Raw genomic sequence first — 17,526 nt, forward strand, 5'->3', positions numbered from 1 at the left:
TGATGGTTTTCTGTCGCGGCATCCTGAACGCGCCCGACGCCAGCACGACGCGGCGTCTCTATCGCCGCGTCGTGCAATTGCCTGCTTACTGCGCCATCGCCCTTTGCACCTGGTCGTACACGCCAGGCGTGATGTTTGGCACTTTCTCGTAGGCAGCGCGCGAGGCTTCGATAAAGGCCGGGATGTCGATGTCGGTGACGATCTCGACGCCGGAAGCCGCAAGCTGCTTGGCGTAGGCGTCATCCGTTTCGAGCGTCATTTCGGTCAGCTCCTTGGCGATCGTCTGGCCTTCCTCGAGCAGGATTTTCTGCAGGTCTTCCGGCAGGCCGTTGAAGAATTGGCTCGATGCCACCCAGGCGGTGAACATGATCTGGTGGCCGGTTTTGGAGATGACCTTGCGGGTTTCGTTCAGCTTGGCGCCGGCGATCGAACCGAAGGGGCCTTCGGCCGCATCGACGACGCCGGTCTGAAGCGCGTTGTAGACGTCGCCCCAGGGCAGTTCGGTCGGCCGTGCGCCATAATTGCCGAAGGTCGCCATCATGATCGGCGACGAAGGCACGCGGATGGTGACGCCGGCGAGATCGGCCGGCGAGCGAACCGGCTTGTTGGCGATGATGTGGCGATAACCGAAGAGGCCGTTCGGCATGATGATTTTGATGCCCTGCGCCTCAAGCTTGCCCGAGAGCTCCTTGTAGAGGTCCGACGCGAAGAGACGGTCGGTCGCCGCCAGATCGGGGTAGACATAGGGGCCGGCCAGAATGGAGAGATCCGGGACGAACTGGCCGAGCTGGCCATAGTCGGTGGCGCTGAGCAGACTTGCGCCGCTCATGACCATCTCGTTGACCTTCTTCTGCGCGCCGAGCTGGTCGCCGGTCATGACCGTGATGGCGATGCGGCCACCCGAACGTTCGCCGACACGCTCGGCATAGGTCTTCATGGCTTTGACGATCGGCTCGTTCGGATTCACCTGCGAGGTCGAGAACCTCAGGCTGTATTCCTGCGCGTTGGCGACGGCGCAAAAGGACAGCGCAGCCACGGCTGCAGCCAGAACAAAGGTCTTCATCAATTTCCTCCTCTTCCCGGACTCCCCTCCGGGATTCACAATGAATGAATAGATCATTCATAAATGAACGCATGACGTCAAGGGCTGGGCGCCGAAATTGACCGAGGATCGGAGGAAACAACAAAGCCGGAGCGGCTTTATATCGCTCCGGCTTTTGAATATTGAAGACGTTATTCTTATATAAAACCTTCTGCGTTAACCGCCGAACCTGTAGTCGGCGATCGACTGCGGCTTCATCTCGATCGAGAACCCGGGCCGCTGTGGCGGCATATAGGCGGCGTTCGCGATCACGCAGGGGTCGAGGAAGTGTTCGTGCAGATGGTCGACATATTCGATGACGCGACCATCCTTCGTTCCGGATACGGCAATATAATCGATCATCGACAGGTGTTGGACATATTCGCAAAGGCCGACGCCGCCGGCATGCGGCCAGACCGGCAGTCCGTATTTGGCGGCAACGAGCAGCACCGCCAGCACCTCGTTGAGGCCGCCCATGCGGCAACTGTCGATCTGGACGATATCGATCGCGCCTTCGGCGATGAACTGCTTGAACATGATGCGGTTCTGGCACATCTCCCCGGTCGCGACCTTCACCGGACCGATCGCCTCGCGGATCTTGCGATGGCCGGCAACATCGTCGGGGCTCGTCGGCTCTTCGATGAAGAACGGCTTGGCAAAGGCAAGCTGCTTGACCCAGTCGATCGCCTCGCCAACCTCCCAGACCTGGTTGGCGTCGATCATCAAGTAGCGGTCCGGGCCGATCACCTCGCGCGCGATTGTCAGTCGCCTGATGTCGTCGGCAAGGTCGCGGCCGACCTTCATCTTGATGTGGTTGAAACCTTCGTCGATCGCCTCCTGGGCGAGACGCCGGAGCTTATCGTCGTCATAACCGAGCCAGCCGGCCGATGTCGTGTAGCAGGCGTAGCCTTCCTTCTCGAGCGTCGCGATGCGCTGAGCCTTGCCGGGTTCGGCCCTGCTGAGGATGGCGACCGCCTCGTCACGCGTCAGCACGTCCGTCATGTAGCGGTAGTCGACGATGTCGGCGATTTCTTCCGGCGACATGTCGGCGACAAGCCGCCAGACGGGCTTGCCCGCCTCCTTGGCAAGCAGGTCCCAGACGGCGTTGACGACGGCTCCGGTCGCCAGATGCATCGCACCTTTCTCCGGACCGATCCAGCGCAGCTGGCTGTCGCTGGTCAGGTGCCGCCAGAACCGGCCGGGATGGGCGAGAATGTCTGATGTCTCCTGGCCGACGATCAGATGCCGCATGGCCTTGATCGCCATGCAGCAAATGTCGTTGCCGCGGCCGATGGTGAAGGTGAGACCATGGCCCGCAAGTCCCTCCCGATCGGTGTCGAGGATGACATAGGCCGCGGAATAGTCCGGGTCCGGGTTCATCGCGTCGGAACCGTCGAGGCTCTGCGAGGTCGGAAAGCGCAGGTCGAAGACGCGCAGATCAGTGATGCGGGTCATGGTCACTCCAGTCTTATGATCAATCGTCCGCGCGCACGGACTGCTTCTGGCTGCCGAGGCCCTCGATGCCGAGTTCGACGACGTCGCCGGCCTTAAGGTAACGCGGCGGCTTCATGCCCATGCCGACGCCGGGCGGCGTGCCGGTCGAGATGATGTCGCCCGGCTGCAGCGACATGAACTGCGACAGGTAGGAGACGAGGTAGGCAACGCCATAGACCATGGTCTTCGACGAGCCGTTCTGCATGGTTTCGCCGTTGACCTTCAGCCACATCGGCAGGTTCTGCGGGTCCGCCACTTCGTCCTTGGTCACCAGCCACGGGCCTGTCGGACCAAAGGTGTCGCAGGACTTGCCCTTGGTCCACTGTCCCTGGCGCTCGATCTGGAAGGCGCGTTCGGAGACGTCGTGCACGGTGCAGTAGCCGGCGACATAGTCGAGTGCATCCGCCTCGGTGACGTACTTGGCCTTGCGGCCGATGACGACGCCGAGTTCCACTTCCCAGTCGGTCTTCTCCGAGCCGCGCGGAATGATCAGGTCGTCATTCGGGCCAACGATCGCCGACGTCGCCTTCATGAAGATGATCGGTTCGGAGGGAACCGTGGCGCCCGTCTCGGCGGCATGGTCGGAGTAGTTGAGGCCGATGCAGATGAACTTGCCGGTACCGGCCACGCAAGGGCCGAGCCGCTGGTTGCCGTCGACAGCCGGAAGGCCGGCGAGATCGAGTGCCTCGAGTTCGGCGAGTTTGTCCGGGTCGAGCGCCACACCTGAGAAATCGGCGACGTGGCCGGAAAGATCACGCAAGGTGCCGTTCGCATCGAGGATGCCCGGCTTTTCCTGGCCCGGGAGGCCGTAACGAAGAAGTTTCATATCTCTGCTTCCTGCTTGTCTGTTGTCAGATGGTCCAGCCGCCATCGATGGCATAGGCCTGGCCGGTCGTATAGGTGGCGCCCGCGAGATGGACGGCAAGGTCGGCGATCTCTTCCGGGGTGCCGAGACGTCCCATTGGCTGGCGGGCGATAAAGGCGGCACGCGCAGTTTCATAGTCTCCCTGGGCGCGCATGCGGTCCTGCAGCGACGGGCTTTCGACGGTGCCCGGGCAAATGGCGTTGCAGCGAACGCCCTCAGACACGTAATCGGCTGCGACGGCCTTTGTGAGACCGATGACGGCGGCCTTGGTGACGCCGTAGGCAAACCGGTTGGGTACGCCCTTGATGCTGGAAGCGACCGAAGCCATGTTGATGATCGCGCCGTCCTTGCGGACAAGCATGCCCGGAAGGACCGCACGAATGGTGCGGATCATCGCCTTGACGTTGAGGTCGAGCGCGAACTCCAGATCGCTATCCTTCATCTCCAGGATCGAACCGGCATGCACGAAACCGGCGCAGTTGAAGAGGACGTCGACGGCGCCGATCTCTGCCACGAGCGCTTCGACCGCTTGCGTGTCGAGAACGTCGAGCCGGTGCGTTTCGACGTCGGCTTCCTTTGCAAGTGCCGCAAGCGCATCGGTATTGATATCGGTCGCGTGCACCTTTGCGCCGGCCTTCACAAAGGCCAAAGCCGAAGCGCGGCCGATGCCTTGAGCCGCAGCCGTAATCAGGACGACCTTGCCTTTAAGATCCGCTGTCATTCTCGATCCCTCATGCTTTGCGTTCAACGACCAGGATATGGTCGGCGGCGAGAACGACCTCGCCACGCTGGTTGATGACTTCTAACCGTTCGACGATGCGTCCCGCCTTCGGCCGCTTCGGATCGTCCTCCTTGGCGGCGATCGTCACGCGGGTACGGATCGTATCGCCGATATGAACCGGGCGCACGAAGCGCAGACGATCATAGCCGTAGGAAAACGCAACCGGATTGATCAAAGATGCGGTCAGCCCGACCCCGATCGAAAAGATCATGGTGCCGTGGGCGATGCGCTGGCCGCCCGGCAGGGTCTTGGCGAACTCCGCATCCATGTGGTGCGGAAAGAAATCGCCGGTGTGGCCGGCATGAACGACGAAGTCGGTCTCGGTAATCGTCCGGCCCGTCGTCAGGCGCTCATGGCCGAGCTCGTAGTCTTCGAAATGGATGATCTGTTCCGACATCTCAGCGTCCCGGAAGTGGCGCGATCGCCGTGGCCGGCGCGGCACTCGATTGATAGGCGGCCTCGACCAGGGCCATTGTCTGCCAGGCGTCTTCCACCGAGCCGATCAGCTCCGGGTCTTCGCCGGAGGCGAAACGCTGCAGATTGGCCATTCGGTTGGCGAAGGCGTCGGGGAACCAGGCGCCTTCAAGCGGAACTGACACCCACTCGACAGCCCCGGTTGGCCGGATCCAGAGCTCGTCGGGCTCGCCCTTGGGATAGTCGAGGTTGACACCGAGTTTTACATAAGCAGCACCCGACGTGCCCGAGATGCGGAACTCGCAGGCCTGGAACTTACGGCCGAAATCATGGTCGTGATTGATCGAGAGCACGCAGCGCACTCGATCACCATAGTCGAGGATCGCAGCCGTCCGTGTCTGGGCAACCTCATGGTTCGGATGGCCGATCGTCTTTGCATGCACGCCCAATGGATTGCCAAGCAGGCCGCGCACGAGATCCAGATAGTGGATCGAGTGCATGGCGATCTCGATGCGCGGCAGGCCCTTCAAGAAGGGCCACAAGCCCCAGGGGGTGGAGAGTGCAAGCCAGGCGTCGAAATCGACGACCTCGCCGAGGTATCCCTTCGCGATCGCGTCTTTCAGCGCCAGCATCATCGGCGCGAAGCGGAGCTGGAAATTGACCGCTGCCTTCAGTTTGCGCGTCCGGCAGGTCTCGAGAATGGCGGTTGCGGCTTCGAGGTCCGAGCCCATCGGCTTCTGGATGAGGGCAGCGGCGCCGATTGGAAGCTTCGCCAGGATGGCGGCATGGGCCGCCGGCGGGGTCGCCAGATCAAAGATTGCATCAGCGACCGCAAGCGCATCCTCTTCCCGTTCGAAGGCGGGAATGCACCAGGCGCCGGCAAGCTTCGCGGCCTTCTCCCGGTCTGGATCATAAAGGCCCGCGACTGGGAAGCCGGCCTGGCGATAAGCCGGCAGATGTGCGTCGCCGACGATGCTGCCGGCGCCGAAGATCACGATCGGCCGGGGCTTTGCCGGTTTCGGCCACCACTGCCTGAGCGCGCCCGGATCGAAATTTTCAGCCATTGTGGGAGACCTTGCCGTCGTGATGGAAGACCTCTTCCATCATCGCCCACCACTCACCTTCCTGGCGCGTCTCAAGCGGCTTCTGGCAGGGCATACAGACCGACCACCATTCCTGGTTCTTGGGATGGGCGGCCATCTTGGCCATGTCCGCCTCAAAATCAGAGCCGACATACTCCCAGTAGCCGAAGAGCAGGTTTTCCGGCTCCTTGAGGAAGATCGAGTAGTTGGTAACGTTGCACTCGGAAATCAGCGCGAGGATCTCCGGCCAGACGGCGGCGTGCAACGCCTTGTATTCGGCGACCTTGGACGCCTCCAGACCGATCACCATTCCCATTCGCTGCATGATGACCTCCCTATCCTAGCCCCGAAACTCGCGGGTAAACTCGTCGATCGACCGGGCGCGCACGGCATCCCAGTCCCAGGAAATCCCGATGCCTGGCTCGGACGGCGCCAATGCGCGACCGTTCCGGATCTCCATGCCCTTGGTCGTGAGATCATCGAGCTGCGGAATGTACTCAACATATTTGCCGTTCGGCACGGCGCAGACGAGGCTGACATGCAGCTCCATCAGGAAGTGCGGGCAGACCGGAATGTCGAAGGCTTCCGCCGCATGCGCGACTTTCAACCACGGCGTGATGCCGCCGATACGGGCAACGTCGACCTGGACGATCGAGCAGGCGCCCTTCTGCATGTATTCGCGGAAATGACGGATCGAGTACATGGATTCACCAACCGCAATCGGTGTGGGCGTCGAGCGCGTCAGCCGGATATGACCGTCGAGATCGTCGGCCGGCAGCGGCTCCTCGATCCAGGCAAGGTCGAGCTCCTTCAGCCTGGACGCGCGGCGGATCGCCTCGTCGACGGTGAAACCCTGGTTGCAGTCGGTCATGATCTCGAAGCCGTCGCCGAGCGCCTTGCGCATTGCCGACAGGCGATCGTAATCCTCCGAGCCGTGCGCCTTGCCGATCTTCACCTTCGAACCTGAAAAGCCCTTGGCCTTGGCGGCAAGCGCGTCCTCGATCAGCGCTTCCTTTTCGATGTGCAGCCAGCCGCCCTCGGTGGTATAGAGGGGGCAGCTTTCCTTGGCGCCGCCGGCAAGCTTCCAGAGCGGCAGCTTCTGCTTTTTGGCGCGCAGGTCCCAAAGTGCTGTGTCAACTGCCGCCAGCGCCAGCGCCGTTATCGGGCCGATCGTCGTCGCGTGGGTCGCAAATTCTAGTCTGTGCCAGATCGCCTCGATGCAATCGGCATCCTCGCCGATCAGGATCGGCACCAGGTGGTCGGAGAGAAGCCGCATCACCGACGAACCGCCGGTACCGATCGTATAGCTGTAGCCGGTGCCCGTCGCACCATCGCTGTCGGTGATGGTGACGATCGGGGTTTCCTGGCTGACGAAGCTCTGGATCGCATCGGTCCGCTTCACCTTCGGCGGCAGGTCGACCATGCGCAGTTCAATTTTCTCGATTTTTGCCATGTCAGCCTTCCAGAGCCTTGCCGGTATCGATGTCGAAGAGATGGGCGCGCGAGAGGTCGAAGCTCATGCGCACCTTCTCGCCCGGGCCAAGCGGGCGGGGATTGAGCATGCGCGAAACCCAGTCTCGACCGTTGAACTGGATGAAGACCAGCGTTTCGTTACCCAGCGGTTCGGTGATCGACACCGGTAGCTCGACCTCGTGCACGGCGGCCGGGTCGCCGGCATGCAGACCATGGCCGCTCGGATAGATGTCGTCAGGCCTCAGACCGAAGGTGACCTTCTGTCCCGGACGGAGCGCGTTCACAAACCGCGGCGGGATCGGCAGCCGCATGCCGCTTACAAAGACGAGCGTACCGTTGTCGACGATCGCCTCGTCCATGTTCATCGGCGGCGAGCCGATGAAGCCGGCCACGAACTTTGTGGCCGGGCGCTGGAACACTTCTTCCGGCGTGCCCACTTGTTCGATATAGCCGTCACGCATGATGACGATGCGGTCTGACAATGTCATCGCCTCGACCTGGTCGTGGGTGACGTAGATCATCGTCGCCTGCATGCGGGCATGCAGCTTCTTGATCTCGGTTCGCACCTGGGTGCGCAGCTTCGCATCCAGGTTCGACAGAGGTTCGTCGAACAGGAAGACATCCGGCTGGCGCACGATCGCGCGCCCCATGGCGACGCGCTGGCGCTGGCCGCCGGAAAGCTGCGACGGGCGACGCTCCAGAAGATGGCTAAGATCGAGGATGGCAGCGGCTTCATCGACCCGCGTCTTGATCTCGTCTGCCGAGCGTCCGGCGATCTTCAGCGAAAAACCCATGTTTTCGGCGACCGTCATATGCGGATAAAGCGCATAGGACTGGAAGACCATGGAAATGTTGCGCGCCCGAGGTGGCAGGTCGTTGACCTTCTTTCCGCCGATTTCGATCGCGCCATCGCTGACGTCTTCGAGGCCTGCGATCATGCGCAGCGTTGTCGACTTGCCGCAGCCCGACGGGCCGACGAGCGCGATGAACTCGCGGTCCTTCACTTCGAGGTCGATGCCGTGGACGACCTCGAGCGCGCCGTAGCGCTTGACCAGTTTCCTGAGGGTGACAGGAGCCATGAACGATTATCCTTTCACCGCGCCGAAGGTGAGGCCCGAAACGAGGTGCTTCTGAATGATGAAGGTAAGGGTCAGCGCCGGGATGATCATCACGACGGCGAGCGCACACATGCCGCGCCAGTCGATGGTGAATTCGGCGGTGTAGTCGAGAAGCCCGACCGGCAAGGTCTTGGAATTGACCGAGCGGGTGATCTGCGAGGCAAGCGCATACTCGTTCCAGGACGTCAGGAACGCAAAGATGCCGGCGGATGCGATGCCGGGACCGGCAAGCGGAAACTCCACCTGCCAGAAGGCCTGCCATGGCGTGCAGCCGTCTATCTGGGCGGCCTCGGCGAGATCCTTCGGCACCTGGCGGAAGAAGCCGTCGATCAGCCAGATGGTGAAGGGCACGTTGAGCGCGACATAGGTCAGGATCAGCGAAAAATGCGTGTCGATGATCCCGGTGCGGGCGTAGAGCATGAAGAGCGGCAGCGAGAGCGCGATGCCAGGCACGGCGCGCGTCAGCATGAAGCCAAGGAAGATCGCCGACTTCGCCTTGAAACGATAGCGGGCAAAGGCGTAGCCGCCGGCCATGCCGATCGCCAGTGCAATCACCGTCGAGGTCACCGAGATGATCAGCGAATTGCGAAAATAGTCCCAGACGGGAACGCCACCCTGCCCGGCGCCCGCAAACATGGCGCGATAGGCATCGAGCGAAATGCTCTCGGGGATCCAAACCGGTGGTTTCGCCATGATTTCGACGGTCGGGCGCAGCGACGACAGCACGATCCAGAGGCCGGGAAGGCAGATCACGGCCATTGCGAGAAACAGGCCGATCAGGTGCACCGTCTTCAACAGGCGGCGGCGCAGGCGGTGCGAAGCGTTGATATCCATTACCACTCGGCTCCGATCTGCTGGCGCGCCGCGGCGAGCTTGCGGAAGAAATAGACGGTGAAGACGATCGACAGGAGGATCGCGACATAGGCCATGGCGTTGGCGAGCCCCATGCGGGCATCGGCATAGGCTGTGCGGCCGACGAGCGTCCAGAGTAGCTCCGTGCGCTTGGCCGGGCCGCCATCGGTCATGATCTTGACGATGTCATAGGCGCGCGCGACGTCGAGAGAGCGGATCGTCATGGCGATGAAGGCGAACGGCATCAGATAGGGCCAGGTGACATAGCGGAAGGTCTGCCAGGGTGTGCAGCCGTCGACATGGGCAGCCTCGACCGGATCCTTCGGCATGGCGAGCAGGCCGGCCAGAATCAGGATCGCAAAGACTGCGGTCGAGGACCAGACTTCGGCGATGATGATCGAGAGCAGTGCGAGATTGCCGTCGATCAACCAGGGAATTGCCTGATCCGTCAGTCCCAGCGACTGCAGCGCATTGTTGACGAAGCCGATATTGTCGTTGAAGAGGAACTTGAACTGGAAGCCGACGAGCACCGGCGAAAACATCATCGGAAACATCATCATGGTGCGCAGCAGGCGCTGGCCGTGGGTCGCCTTGTTGACAAGCAAAGCCAGGCCGAGACCGAGCAGCATCTCGGCGTTCAGAGCCACAGTCAGCAACAGCACGGTGCGGCCAAACGCGACCCAGAATTCGGCGTTGCCAAGTACGGTCGCGTAGTTGCGCAGGCCGACAAAGACCCACAGCGTCTCCGGTTTGGTCAAGCGGAACGGCGTGAAGCTCGAATAGAAGGAAAAAAGGAGCGGCAACACGATCACCGCCGCGAGCACGACAAAGGCCGGAAGCAGAAGCAGGGCCGGTGCTGACAATTTCTTGAGCTTCATCGGGCAGTCCTGAGGATTGCATGAAATGGCTGAGGCGGCGCCGGCGCCTTCAAGGCATCGGCGCCGCCTCATGGGTAACGATCAGAGCTTGCCCGCGTCTTCGAGAATGCCGGTCGCTTTCTGAGCGGCGGCATCAAGCGCTTCCTTCGACGTCTTGTCGCCGAGGATGGCGGCCTGGAGTTCCGGATAGACGGCGTTGGAGATTTCGATCCACTCGGCCGTCTTCGGAACCGGGAAGGCATGCTTTGCGGCTTCCTGGAAAGCCTGCAGCACTTCCGTCTTGTAGGCGTCGCCCTCGGCTTGCTTGATGTTGTATTCCCAGACGGCAGTCCGGGTCGGCAACGGGCCGGCAGCCGATTCCAGCTTCTGGCTGTCCTCGTTGGTCAGCCACCAGACGAGCGAAGCGGCCGCTTCCTTGTTGGCGCAATCTTCGGTGACCGAGAAGCCATGATGGCCCGACCAGCCGGTGCGCTTGCCGGAAGAACCGGCCGGCTGCACCTTCACGCCGACATTGCCGGCGACCTTGGAGGACTTCGGGTCGTTGAAGAAGCTCGCCCAGCCAGGCCAGTCGAGATTGAGGGCGATCGAGCCCGAGGCAAAACCCTGGCCGAGGTCGTCCCAAAGATAGTTGGTCGTGCCCGGCGGTACGGCCTTGTCCTTGTAGAGCTTGACGAACCAGTCAAGCGCATGGACACCGGCTTCCGAGTTGAAGGCGGGGCGCCCGTCCTTGTCGAGATATTCGCCACCTTCGGCGACCAGCATTTCATAGAAGCGACCGTTGATTGCCTCTTCCTTACCGGCAAACTGCGTGCCGTAGAAATTCGGCGGGGCGGCGAAGAACTCGGCCTGATCGCTGACCTGGGCCCAGGTGTCCGGCGGCGCGAGGTCGTAACCGTATTTCGCCTTGAAGGCGGTCTTCTTGGCTTCGTCCTGGTAGAGGCTCTTCTGGTAGTAGAGCGCCGACACGTCGAACTGGGCGCGCGGCAACATCACCAGCTTGCCGTCGAGCGTCGAAGCGTCGATCAGCGCCGGCACGAATTTGGCGATCTCCTCCGGCGGCAGGAGCGCCAGGAGATCAGTGTAGATGTCGGGGTATTGCGGCGCGAAGGAGGAATGGTTCGAGCCGACGCACCAGCTGACGCCGCCAGTCGCGATGTCCGACTTGATCTCCTTGTCGAGTTCGAAGTGGTTCTTCTTCGACAGGATGTTGACCTTGGCGCCGGTCGCCTTCTCCCATTCGCCGATCCGCTCGTAGAGCTTTTCGTATTGCTGTCCGCCGATCAGCTTGGCGTCGATCGTGACGCCCTCGAACTTGCCGGGCAGTTCTGCGGCATTCGCCGCTCCCCCTGCACAGGCAAGCATAACGACGCCGGCGGAGACGCCGGCAAGCAGCCTTTTCATATCCACTCCTCCCATGTTCACGCCCTCTTCCTGACGTGACGTTCTCATTTGTGAGAAACTAATTCATATACAAACAACATTTTTATGAGGCGTCAAGGGAGAACTTTCCTTTGTGGGCGCCTTCGTCTGCGTATATGGATATGAATATTCACCAAGGAGGCTTCATGGACACCGAAGAGTCAGATCGCTACCGCGCACCGGCCCTTGATAAGGGGCTCGACATTCTCGAGCTGCTCGCCAGCGTCGACGGCGGACTGACGCAGGCCGAGATTTCCAAGCGCCTGAACCGGAGTCCGAACGAGTTCTACCGCATGCTCGATCGGCTGGTGCGGCGCGGCTATGTCACGCGCATCGACGGAGATCGCTATTCGCTGACATTGAAGCTCTTCGGGTTGTCGCAACTGCATGCGCCGGTCCGCAGGCTTGCCTCCTACGCCACGCCCTTGATGCGGGATCTGGCCCAGCGCTCGAAGCAGGCAAACCACCTCGCCGTCTTCGATCGCGGCTCCGCCGTCGTCATCGCCCAGCAGGAAGCGCCTGATTATTGGGGCATTTCGATCCGGGTCGGGTCGCATATCAGCCTCTTCGACACGGGTTCCGGCCATATCCTGCTTGCCTTCCGCTCGGCCGAAGAGCGCGAAATGATGATCGCGGAACATGCCAGGAGCAAAGACGAGGTCCCGCGCGGGCCTGAGTTCTACGCGCGCCTCGATCAGATCCGCGAGCGCGGCTATGAAATGATGGCGAGCGCGCAGACAGCCGGCGTCTATAACCTCTCGGCGCCGATCCTGGGGCCTGATGGCCGCGGCATCGCGGCGCTGACCGTTCCCTATATCGCGCTCGTCAACGCGCCCTCGGCGCCAGACATCACTGAAAGCATCGCCCTTTTGCTGAAAACCGCCGAGCAACTGTCGACGTTGGCCGGTTCGGACGTGGCCTCCACAACAGATTGACGGCACTTGGGAACGGTCGTACTTCTTATCTGAATAGATCATTCTTATGTGAGAAGCCGTTCGGAGGAGGCGCGCCTTGATCATCGACACCCATCTTCACCTCATCGACAGGTCGAGGCTCGCCTATCCCTGGCTCGCCGGTGTGCCTGCCCTCAACCAGGACTTTCTCTACGCCACCTACGAGCGCGAAGCGCGGCGGCTCGGCATTACCGCCAGCCTGCACATGGAGGTCGATGTCGATCCTTTAGAGATGGAGAAGGAGACATCCGAGGTCGCGCGGCTCGCAGGCCAGGCGGATAGCCTGCTGAAGGGCGCTATTGCCGCCTGCCGACCTGAAGAGGATGGCTTTTCGGCCTATCTGGAACGCCAGGAAGCAAACGGCCTCGTCAAGGGCTTCCGCCGCGTGCTGCATGTGATGCCGGATGATCTCTCCGAAGGAGCGACTTTTCGTGACAATATCCGCCGGCTCGGCGGCCGTCGCTTCACCTTCGACCTCTGCGTCCTGCCGCACCAGATCGAAAAGGCGATTGCGCTTGCCGATCTGGCGCCCGACGTTCCGTTTATTCTCGACCATTGCGGCGTGCCCGACATTCGCGCCGGCGCCGAGCATCCCTGGCGCGAGCACATGAGCGAGATCGCCCAGCGTGCGAACGTCACGGCAAAAATCTCCGGCGTCGTCGCCTATGCGGACGAGGCCTGGCAGGTCGAGACGCTGCGCCCGTATGTCGAGCACACGATCGACGTCTTTGGTTGGGATCGGGTGGTCTGGGGAAGCGATTGGCCGGTCTGCACGCTCGGCGGCAATCTTTCGACCTGGGTCGGCGCCACCCACGCGCTTCTGGAAGGCTGCAGCGCGGAGGAAAAGCGCAAGCTGCTTGCCGACAACGCGCGCCGGATCTGGAATCTCGCCTAGCAAGCCCTGCCCTAAGTCCGTTCCGGGACGCCTGGGCATCCCGGAACTCAGAAATCAGGCTGTAGCAAAACTCTCTGCAAACAGCCGATTGAGATCGTCGACGACCTTTCGCGCCGCCTCTTTGCCCGTGAGGCCGTCGTTGATGCGATCGGATGCCGCCTGCTGGAAGGCCATGTAGCCATCGTGCCGTGGGCGAACCCAGGCGCTCTCCAGCGTCTTGCGCGTCGCACGATAGAAATCGGAGGTCGCGGCATTGACGGCGTCGTCATCCCAGGCGGCCGCGTGGCCGGGCTGCCCGCCTCCTGAGGCATAAGGACCGCGCTGGACGGCGCCGCTCGCAACGAAATAGGCGAAATCGATCGCCGCTTCCCGCGCCTGTGAGAAAGCCGAGACCGCAATCCCCGTTCCGCCGAGGGCCGAGCCTGCCGGACCATTGGTTCCGGCAACCGGAACATCGCCGAACGTCACGAGCGACGGCCGGAAGCCCGGCATCGCGTAGCTGACATAGCCGTAGATCAGAGGTGCACAGACAACTTTCGACGCCGGATCGCTCATTGCCTCCAGCACGGCGATCGGGTCCATGGAAAAGCAGGAGGGATCGATCAGGTCTGTCAATTCACGCAGGCGCTCGAAGGCGTTGATGCCCGCATCCGGATCGATCAGCGGCCCGGTAGCGTCACTGCGGCAGGGGGAACCGAGATTGCCGGCGAGCGTGTAGAAGCTCATCAGGGAATGCGGTGGGCGCATCGGCAGCGCCACCCTTGCCTGTCGCGCGAGCGCCAGCATGTCGGTCCAGCTTTCCATGCGGTCCGTCAGGTCCGGGCGCCACGCCTGGACCTGGGTCGCCGCATCGATCGGAAAGGCCCATTGCCGGCCCTGCCAGGTATAGCTCGGATAGGAGCGCCCGACGCTCGCATCCTCAAGCGCCTTCCTCTCGGCTTGGCGGCCTTCCACATCGAGCGGCGCCAGGCACTTCTCCTTGGTGATTTGGCCGACATGCGGATGATCGATGACGATAAGATCATAGGCCCGCGCCAATTCCTCGACCGGATAGGTCTCAAAATCCTGTAGCGAGCGCTTGTCCCATTCTACCGTTATGCCGGTGCGTTCCTGCCAAAGCCGCGAACAGGCGATCATCGGATCGTAGCCGCGCGGGTGGCTCCAGGTCATGCCCTTCAATGTGACGCTCACAGGCCGAACTCCTCTCGGATCGAGGTGCTATGCTCGCCGATGCGTGGTGCTGCGCGGTCCACCTGCGCACGCTTACCGTTGACCCTGAGCGGCGAACGCGTCGTCAGGATCGAAACGTCGTCTTCGCGCACCACCGTCTGCAGCATGTCGAGCACGCGGAAGCCTTCGCTTTCGAGCAGTTCGTTCCAGTTTAGAACCCGGGCGCACCAGATGTCCGCAGGCTCAAGCACGCCAAGCCAATGGTCGATGGTGTTTTCGGCGATCCGCTTGGCGATCAGCGCCTTGATTTCGTCCCGTTCGGAGAACCAGGTAGCCGGATCGTCGCGATAGGCGTCGAGTTGTGGCATTTGCAAGAGATCGGCAAGCTTCGGGATGGGCGTCATGGCGATGGCGAGATAGCCGTCCTTGGCCGGATAGACCCCATAGGGCGCCGACAGATAGGCATGGGCGCTGCGAAAACCCGACCGGGTCGGCAGCCGGCGGCCGTCATTCAAGTGCGTCGTCAGGACTTCGAACTGGAAGTCGACGAGGGCCTCGAGCAGGCTCGTCTCGATCAGGCTGCCCTTGCCGGAAATGCCGCGACGGACGAGGGCTGCAAGGATACCTTGCGCTGCTGCGGCGCCCGCAAGCATGTCGCCGATCGCCAGACCAAAGGGCACCGGCCCTTGGCCCTCATCGCCGTTCAGCCACATGACGCCGGAGCGCGATTGCGCGAGCAGATCCTGCCCCGGCCGCTTCACCCAGGGGCCTTCCTCGCCATAGCCGCTGATCGAGGCATAAACGATCTTCGGGTTGATCGCCTTGACCGCCTCGTAGTCGAGCCCGAGCCGCTGGATGACGCCGGGACGGAAATTCTGGATCAGCACGTCGGCCTTGGCGAGCAACGTCTTCAAGGCTTTAAGATCGGCCTCGTTCTTGAGGTCGATCGCGAGGCTTTCCTTGGCGCGGTTGATGGCATGAAAGATCGTCGAATCGCCGCCGATCTCGGTGTCGCTCAGATAAAGCCGGCGCGACAGGTCGCCACCGTCGGGGCGCTCGATCTTGATGACGCGCGCCCCGAGATCCATGAGGCGCAAGGAGCAGTAGGGGCCTGAGAGAAACTGGCTCATGTCGACGACGACAAGGCCAGAGAGCGGCAGTTCGTTGGTTTCGGTCATCGGTATCTTACTTCTCGGTCTTGCCGACGAAGTCGGCGGGGTTCTTGTATTTCACGGTCTGCAGGTGCTCACAGTAGAGCACCAGCTCCCCCTCGCCCTTGAAGACCTGGTAGCTGGCCCGGATAAGCCCGAGCTCCCTGTAGCGGGGCGTTTTGTCCAGGTTGGTACGGATCGTGTAGATCGTTTCGCCGATGAAGACCGGCTTGATGAAGCGCAGCTTGTCATAGCCGTAGGAAAAGGCGTTCACGCAGTTGGTGGCGACCAGCCCGAGGCCTGCGGAAAAGACGAAGGCGCCGGCAACGAGACGCCTGCCGAAGATGCCCTCGCGCTCGGCAAACATCTGATCCTGCACGTAAGGATGGATATCGACGACGAGCGTATTGAAGAGGTGGCTGTCGCTCTCGGCGATCGTGCGACGCAAGGACCTTATACGCTGGCCGACTGGCCAGTCCTCATAGAACCAATTTTCCGCGTTCCACACGGGAAGCGCGGCGTGCTCCTCCGGCATGTCCCCGGGATGGGTCGAGGACACCCCGACAGTGGGCATGAAGTCATCCATTGGTCAGTCCCTGATGCAATAGGTCGGCAACTGCGGGTCCGTTCGACGGTTCCCGAGGGCAATGCCGCTCGATCTCCATTCGGATCCTTATATGAATAGTATGTTCACATATGGATTCCGTTTGCAACCGGCTGTGGGCTGCAAGCGCGTTCGCGGCGAGAAGCGACGCCGTAAAGACCATCATTCAGATAGAGGGTCAGCTGCTGCAACGCGGAAAAGGGCGACATTCGTCAACAACGTTGACTTTTGTCAGTATAGATGAAATATGTCAGATCCATCTTGCGAAGGTTCCGCCAATGCCCATCCGAGCCACAGACCAGATCATTCACAAGGCCGCCTGGCTCTATTATACGCACGGCCTGCGCCAGGACGAAGTGGCGCAGCGGCTGGAGATATCCCGCGCCTCGATCGCCATGTATCTGCGCAAGGCCCGCGAGATGGGCATCGTCACGATCACCACGTCGACAGAACTGTTTTCGCAGGACGTGCTTGCCCGCGAGCTCGAAGACGCCACCGGGCTTACGACTGCATGGCTCGTGCCGGAAGATCGGCAGGCGATGGACCCGGCCGCCGAAATGCCCGTCGTCGCGGCCTCCGTCTTTCTCGAACTGATCAACAAGGGCGACCGGATCGGTGTTGCCTGGGGCCGCACCGTCTATCATATCGCCGACGTCATGCCCTTTGCGGACCTGCGCGGCGTCACGGTCGTGCAGCTTTGCGGCAACCTCGGCGCGCCCTATTCCTACCGCCCGGATCAATGCACGACGGAAATCGCCCGCCGCCTCAATGCCGAAGGGATTAATTTTTATGCGCCGCTCGTGCTTTCCTCCGAGCGGCTCGCCGAAGAACTGCGCGGCGAACCCGTCATCAAGGAGCAGCTCGCGACCATCTCCGACTGCGGTCTGGCGCTCTATTCGGTCGGCGGCATCGAGGATGACAGCCACCTCGTCAAATGCGGCGCGCTCTCGGCTGCAGACATGCATGCGATGGGCGAAAAGGGCGCGGCCGGCGTCATTGCCGGACAGCTCATCGATCGCGACGGCCAATGGATGGATTGCGAGCACAATCGCCGCTGCATTTCGGCCGATCTCGGCTCCATCCGCACGATCAAGAAGCGCATGCTGGTCGTGCAGGAGGACAGCAAGTTCGAACCGCTGATGGCGGCCTTGAAGGGCGGCTTCGCCTCGCATCTCGTCATCACCGAGTCGATGGCACGCAAAGTCCTCGATCGCTGGAACCGCGAAGGGCTTGGCAGAAGCGGCTCAGGCGCCCCCTGAGCCTCGAATTTGGGTCCGCCGATACCGGCCGGGCCGG

18 protein-coding genes are annotated in these 17,526 nt (G+C 61.9%); 3 read left to right on the top strand and 15 right to left on the bottom strand.

The genetic code is table 11. From position 1 onward, the window contains the following. Positions 1 to 85: 85 nt before the first annotated feature. From ASD01_RS08755 to ASD01_RS08810, 12 genes are all read right to left on the bottom strand, one after another. Positions 86 to 1,063: a C4-dicarboxylate TRAP transporter substrate-binding protein gene (locus tag ASD01_RS08755; RefSeq protein WP_060517914.1), complete on the bottom strand. Its 978-nt coding sequence runs from the start codon at positions 1,061 to 1,063 to the stop codon at positions 86 to 88. Between the two features lie 195 nt (positions 1,064 to 1,258). Further along, positions 1,259 to 2,536, bottom strand: a complete 1,278-nt coding sequence (locus ASD01_RS08760) for an L-fuconate dehydratase (protein ID WP_060643826.1) — start codon at positions 2,534 to 2,536, stop codon at positions 1,259 to 1,261. Between the two features lie 19 nt (positions 2,537 to 2,555). Next, a complete protein-coding gene (locus ASD01_RS08765; protein ID WP_060643827.1) occupies positions 2,556 to 3,401 on the bottom strand; it encodes a fumarylacetoacetate hydrolase family protein in 846 nt (281 codons plus the stop codon). Between the two features lie 25 nt (positions 3,402 to 3,426). Next, positions 3,427 to 4,161, bottom strand: a complete 735-nt coding sequence (locus ASD01_RS08770) for an SDR family oxidoreductase (protein ID WP_060517918.1) — start codon at positions 4,159 to 4,161, stop codon at positions 3,427 to 3,429. A gap of 10 nt (positions 4,162 to 4,171) precedes the next feature. Then, positions 4,172 to 4,618, bottom strand: coding sequence for a MaoC/PaaZ C-terminal domain-containing protein (locus ASD01_RS08775; RefSeq protein WP_034796420.1), 447 nt, complete (start codon positions 4,616 to 4,618; stop codon positions 4,172 to 4,174). Position 4,619: 1 nt separating this feature from the next. Then, complete coding sequence (locus ASD01_RS08780; RefSeq protein ID WP_060643828.1) at positions 4,620 to 5,699, bottom strand: Gfo/Idh/MocA family protein; 1,080 nt, start codon at positions 5,697 to 5,699, stop codon at positions 4,620 to 4,622. Further along, positions 5,692 to 6,042: an L-rhamnose mutarotase gene (locus tag ASD01_RS08785; RefSeq protein ID WP_034796424.1), complete on the bottom strand. Its 351-nt coding sequence runs from the start codon at positions 6,040 to 6,042 to the stop codon at positions 5,692 to 5,694. Before ASD01_RS08785 ends, ASD01_RS08780 begins: the two co-directional genes overlap by 8 nt. A gap of 15 nt (positions 6,043 to 6,057) precedes the next feature. Further along, a complete protein-coding gene (locus tag ASD01_RS08790; protein ID WP_060643829.1) occupies positions 6,058 to 7,170 on the bottom strand; it encodes a mandelate racemase/muconate lactonizing enzyme family protein in 1,113 nt (370 codons plus the stop codon). A gap of 1 nt (position 7,171) precedes the next feature. Continuing rightward, positions 7,172 to 8,269 carry an ABC transporter ATP-binding protein gene (locus tag ASD01_RS08795; protein ID WP_060517928.1) on the bottom strand — a complete coding sequence of 366 codons (1,098 nt, stop codon included), beginning with the start codon at positions 8,267 to 8,269 and terminating at the stop codon, positions 7,172 to 7,174. 6 nt (positions 8,270 to 8,275) lie between these two features. Further along, positions 8,276 to 9,142: a carbohydrate ABC transporter permease gene (locus ASD01_RS08800; RefSeq protein ID WP_034796430.1), complete on the bottom strand. Its 867-nt coding sequence runs from the start codon at positions 9,140 to 9,142 to the stop codon at positions 8,276 to 8,278. After that, the gene (locus ASD01_RS08805; protein WP_034796432.1) at positions 9,142 to 10,038 is read right to left on the bottom strand and encodes a carbohydrate ABC transporter permease; all 897 of its coding nucleotides are present in this window, start codon (positions 10,036 to 10,038) and stop codon (positions 9,142 to 9,144) included. Before ASD01_RS08805 ends, ASD01_RS08800 begins: the two co-directional genes overlap by 1 nt. An 81-nt stretch (positions 10,039 to 10,119) precedes the next feature. Further along, positions 10,120 to 11,439 (bottom strand): extracellular solute-binding protein, encoded by a 1,320-nt coding sequence (locus tag ASD01_RS08810; RefSeq protein WP_034796434.1) that lies wholly within the window; start codon positions 11,437 to 11,439, stop codon positions 10,120 to 10,122. A 164-nt stretch (positions 11,440 to 11,603) separates the two neighbouring features. On the opposite strand from ASD01_RS08810, the gene ASD01_RS08815 reads away from it, so the two are divergent. Together ASD01_RS08815 and ASD01_RS08820 are read left to right on the top strand one after the other, a co-directional pair. Further along, on the top strand, positions 11,604 to 12,392 hold the full coding sequence (locus tag ASD01_RS08815) for an IclR family transcriptional regulator (protein WP_034796531.1): 789 nt from the start codon (positions 11,604 to 11,606) through the stop codon (positions 12,390 to 12,392). Between the two features lie 76 nt (positions 12,393 to 12,468). Beyond that, entirely contained in the window at positions 12,469 to 13,305 is an 837-nt protein-coding gene (locus ASD01_RS08820) for an amidohydrolase family protein (protein ID WP_060643830.1), read from the top strand. A 54-nt stretch (positions 13,306 to 13,359) separates the two neighbouring features. Here the strand turns inward: ASD01_RS08820 and ASD01_RS08825 are convergent, their stop codons facing one another. The 3 genes from ASD01_RS08825 to ASD01_RS08835 are packed head-to-tail and all read right to left on the bottom strand — an operon-like array spanning position 13,360 to position 16,212. Continuing rightward, a complete protein-coding gene (locus tag ASD01_RS08825) occupies positions 13,360 to 14,496 on the bottom strand; it encodes an extracellular solute-binding protein (protein ID WP_113080539.1) in 1,137 nt (378 codons plus the stop codon). Continuing rightward, positions 14,493 to 15,653, bottom strand: a complete 1,161-nt coding sequence (locus ASD01_RS08830) for a CaiB/BaiF CoA transferase family protein (protein WP_060643831.1) — start codon at positions 15,651 to 15,653, stop codon at positions 14,493 to 14,495. The genes ASD01_RS08825 and ASD01_RS08830 overlap by 4 nt, the downstream gene beginning before the upstream one ends. A gap of 7 nt (positions 15,654 to 15,660) precedes the next feature. Then, positions 15,661 to 16,212: a MaoC family dehydratase gene (locus tag ASD01_RS08835; RefSeq protein ID WP_060643832.1), complete on the bottom strand. Its 552-nt coding sequence runs from the start codon at positions 16,210 to 16,212 to the stop codon at positions 15,661 to 15,663. Positions 16,213 to 16,508: 296 nt separating this feature from the next. On the opposite strand from ASD01_RS08835, the gene ASD01_RS08840 reads away from it, so the two are divergent. Next, a complete protein-coding gene (locus ASD01_RS08840) occupies positions 16,509 to 17,489 on the top strand; it encodes a sugar-binding transcriptional regulator (protein WP_034796445.1) in 981 nt (326 codons plus the stop codon). The last annotated feature ends 37 nt before the right edge of the window (positions 17,490 to 17,526 follow it).

Origin of the sequence: Ensifer sp. Root423, assembly GCF_001426275.1 — a bacterium.
In the GTDB taxonomy this organism is placed as follows: Bacteria; Pseudomonadota; Alphaproteobacteria; order Rhizobiales; family Rhizobiaceae; genus Ensifer; species Ensifer adhaerens.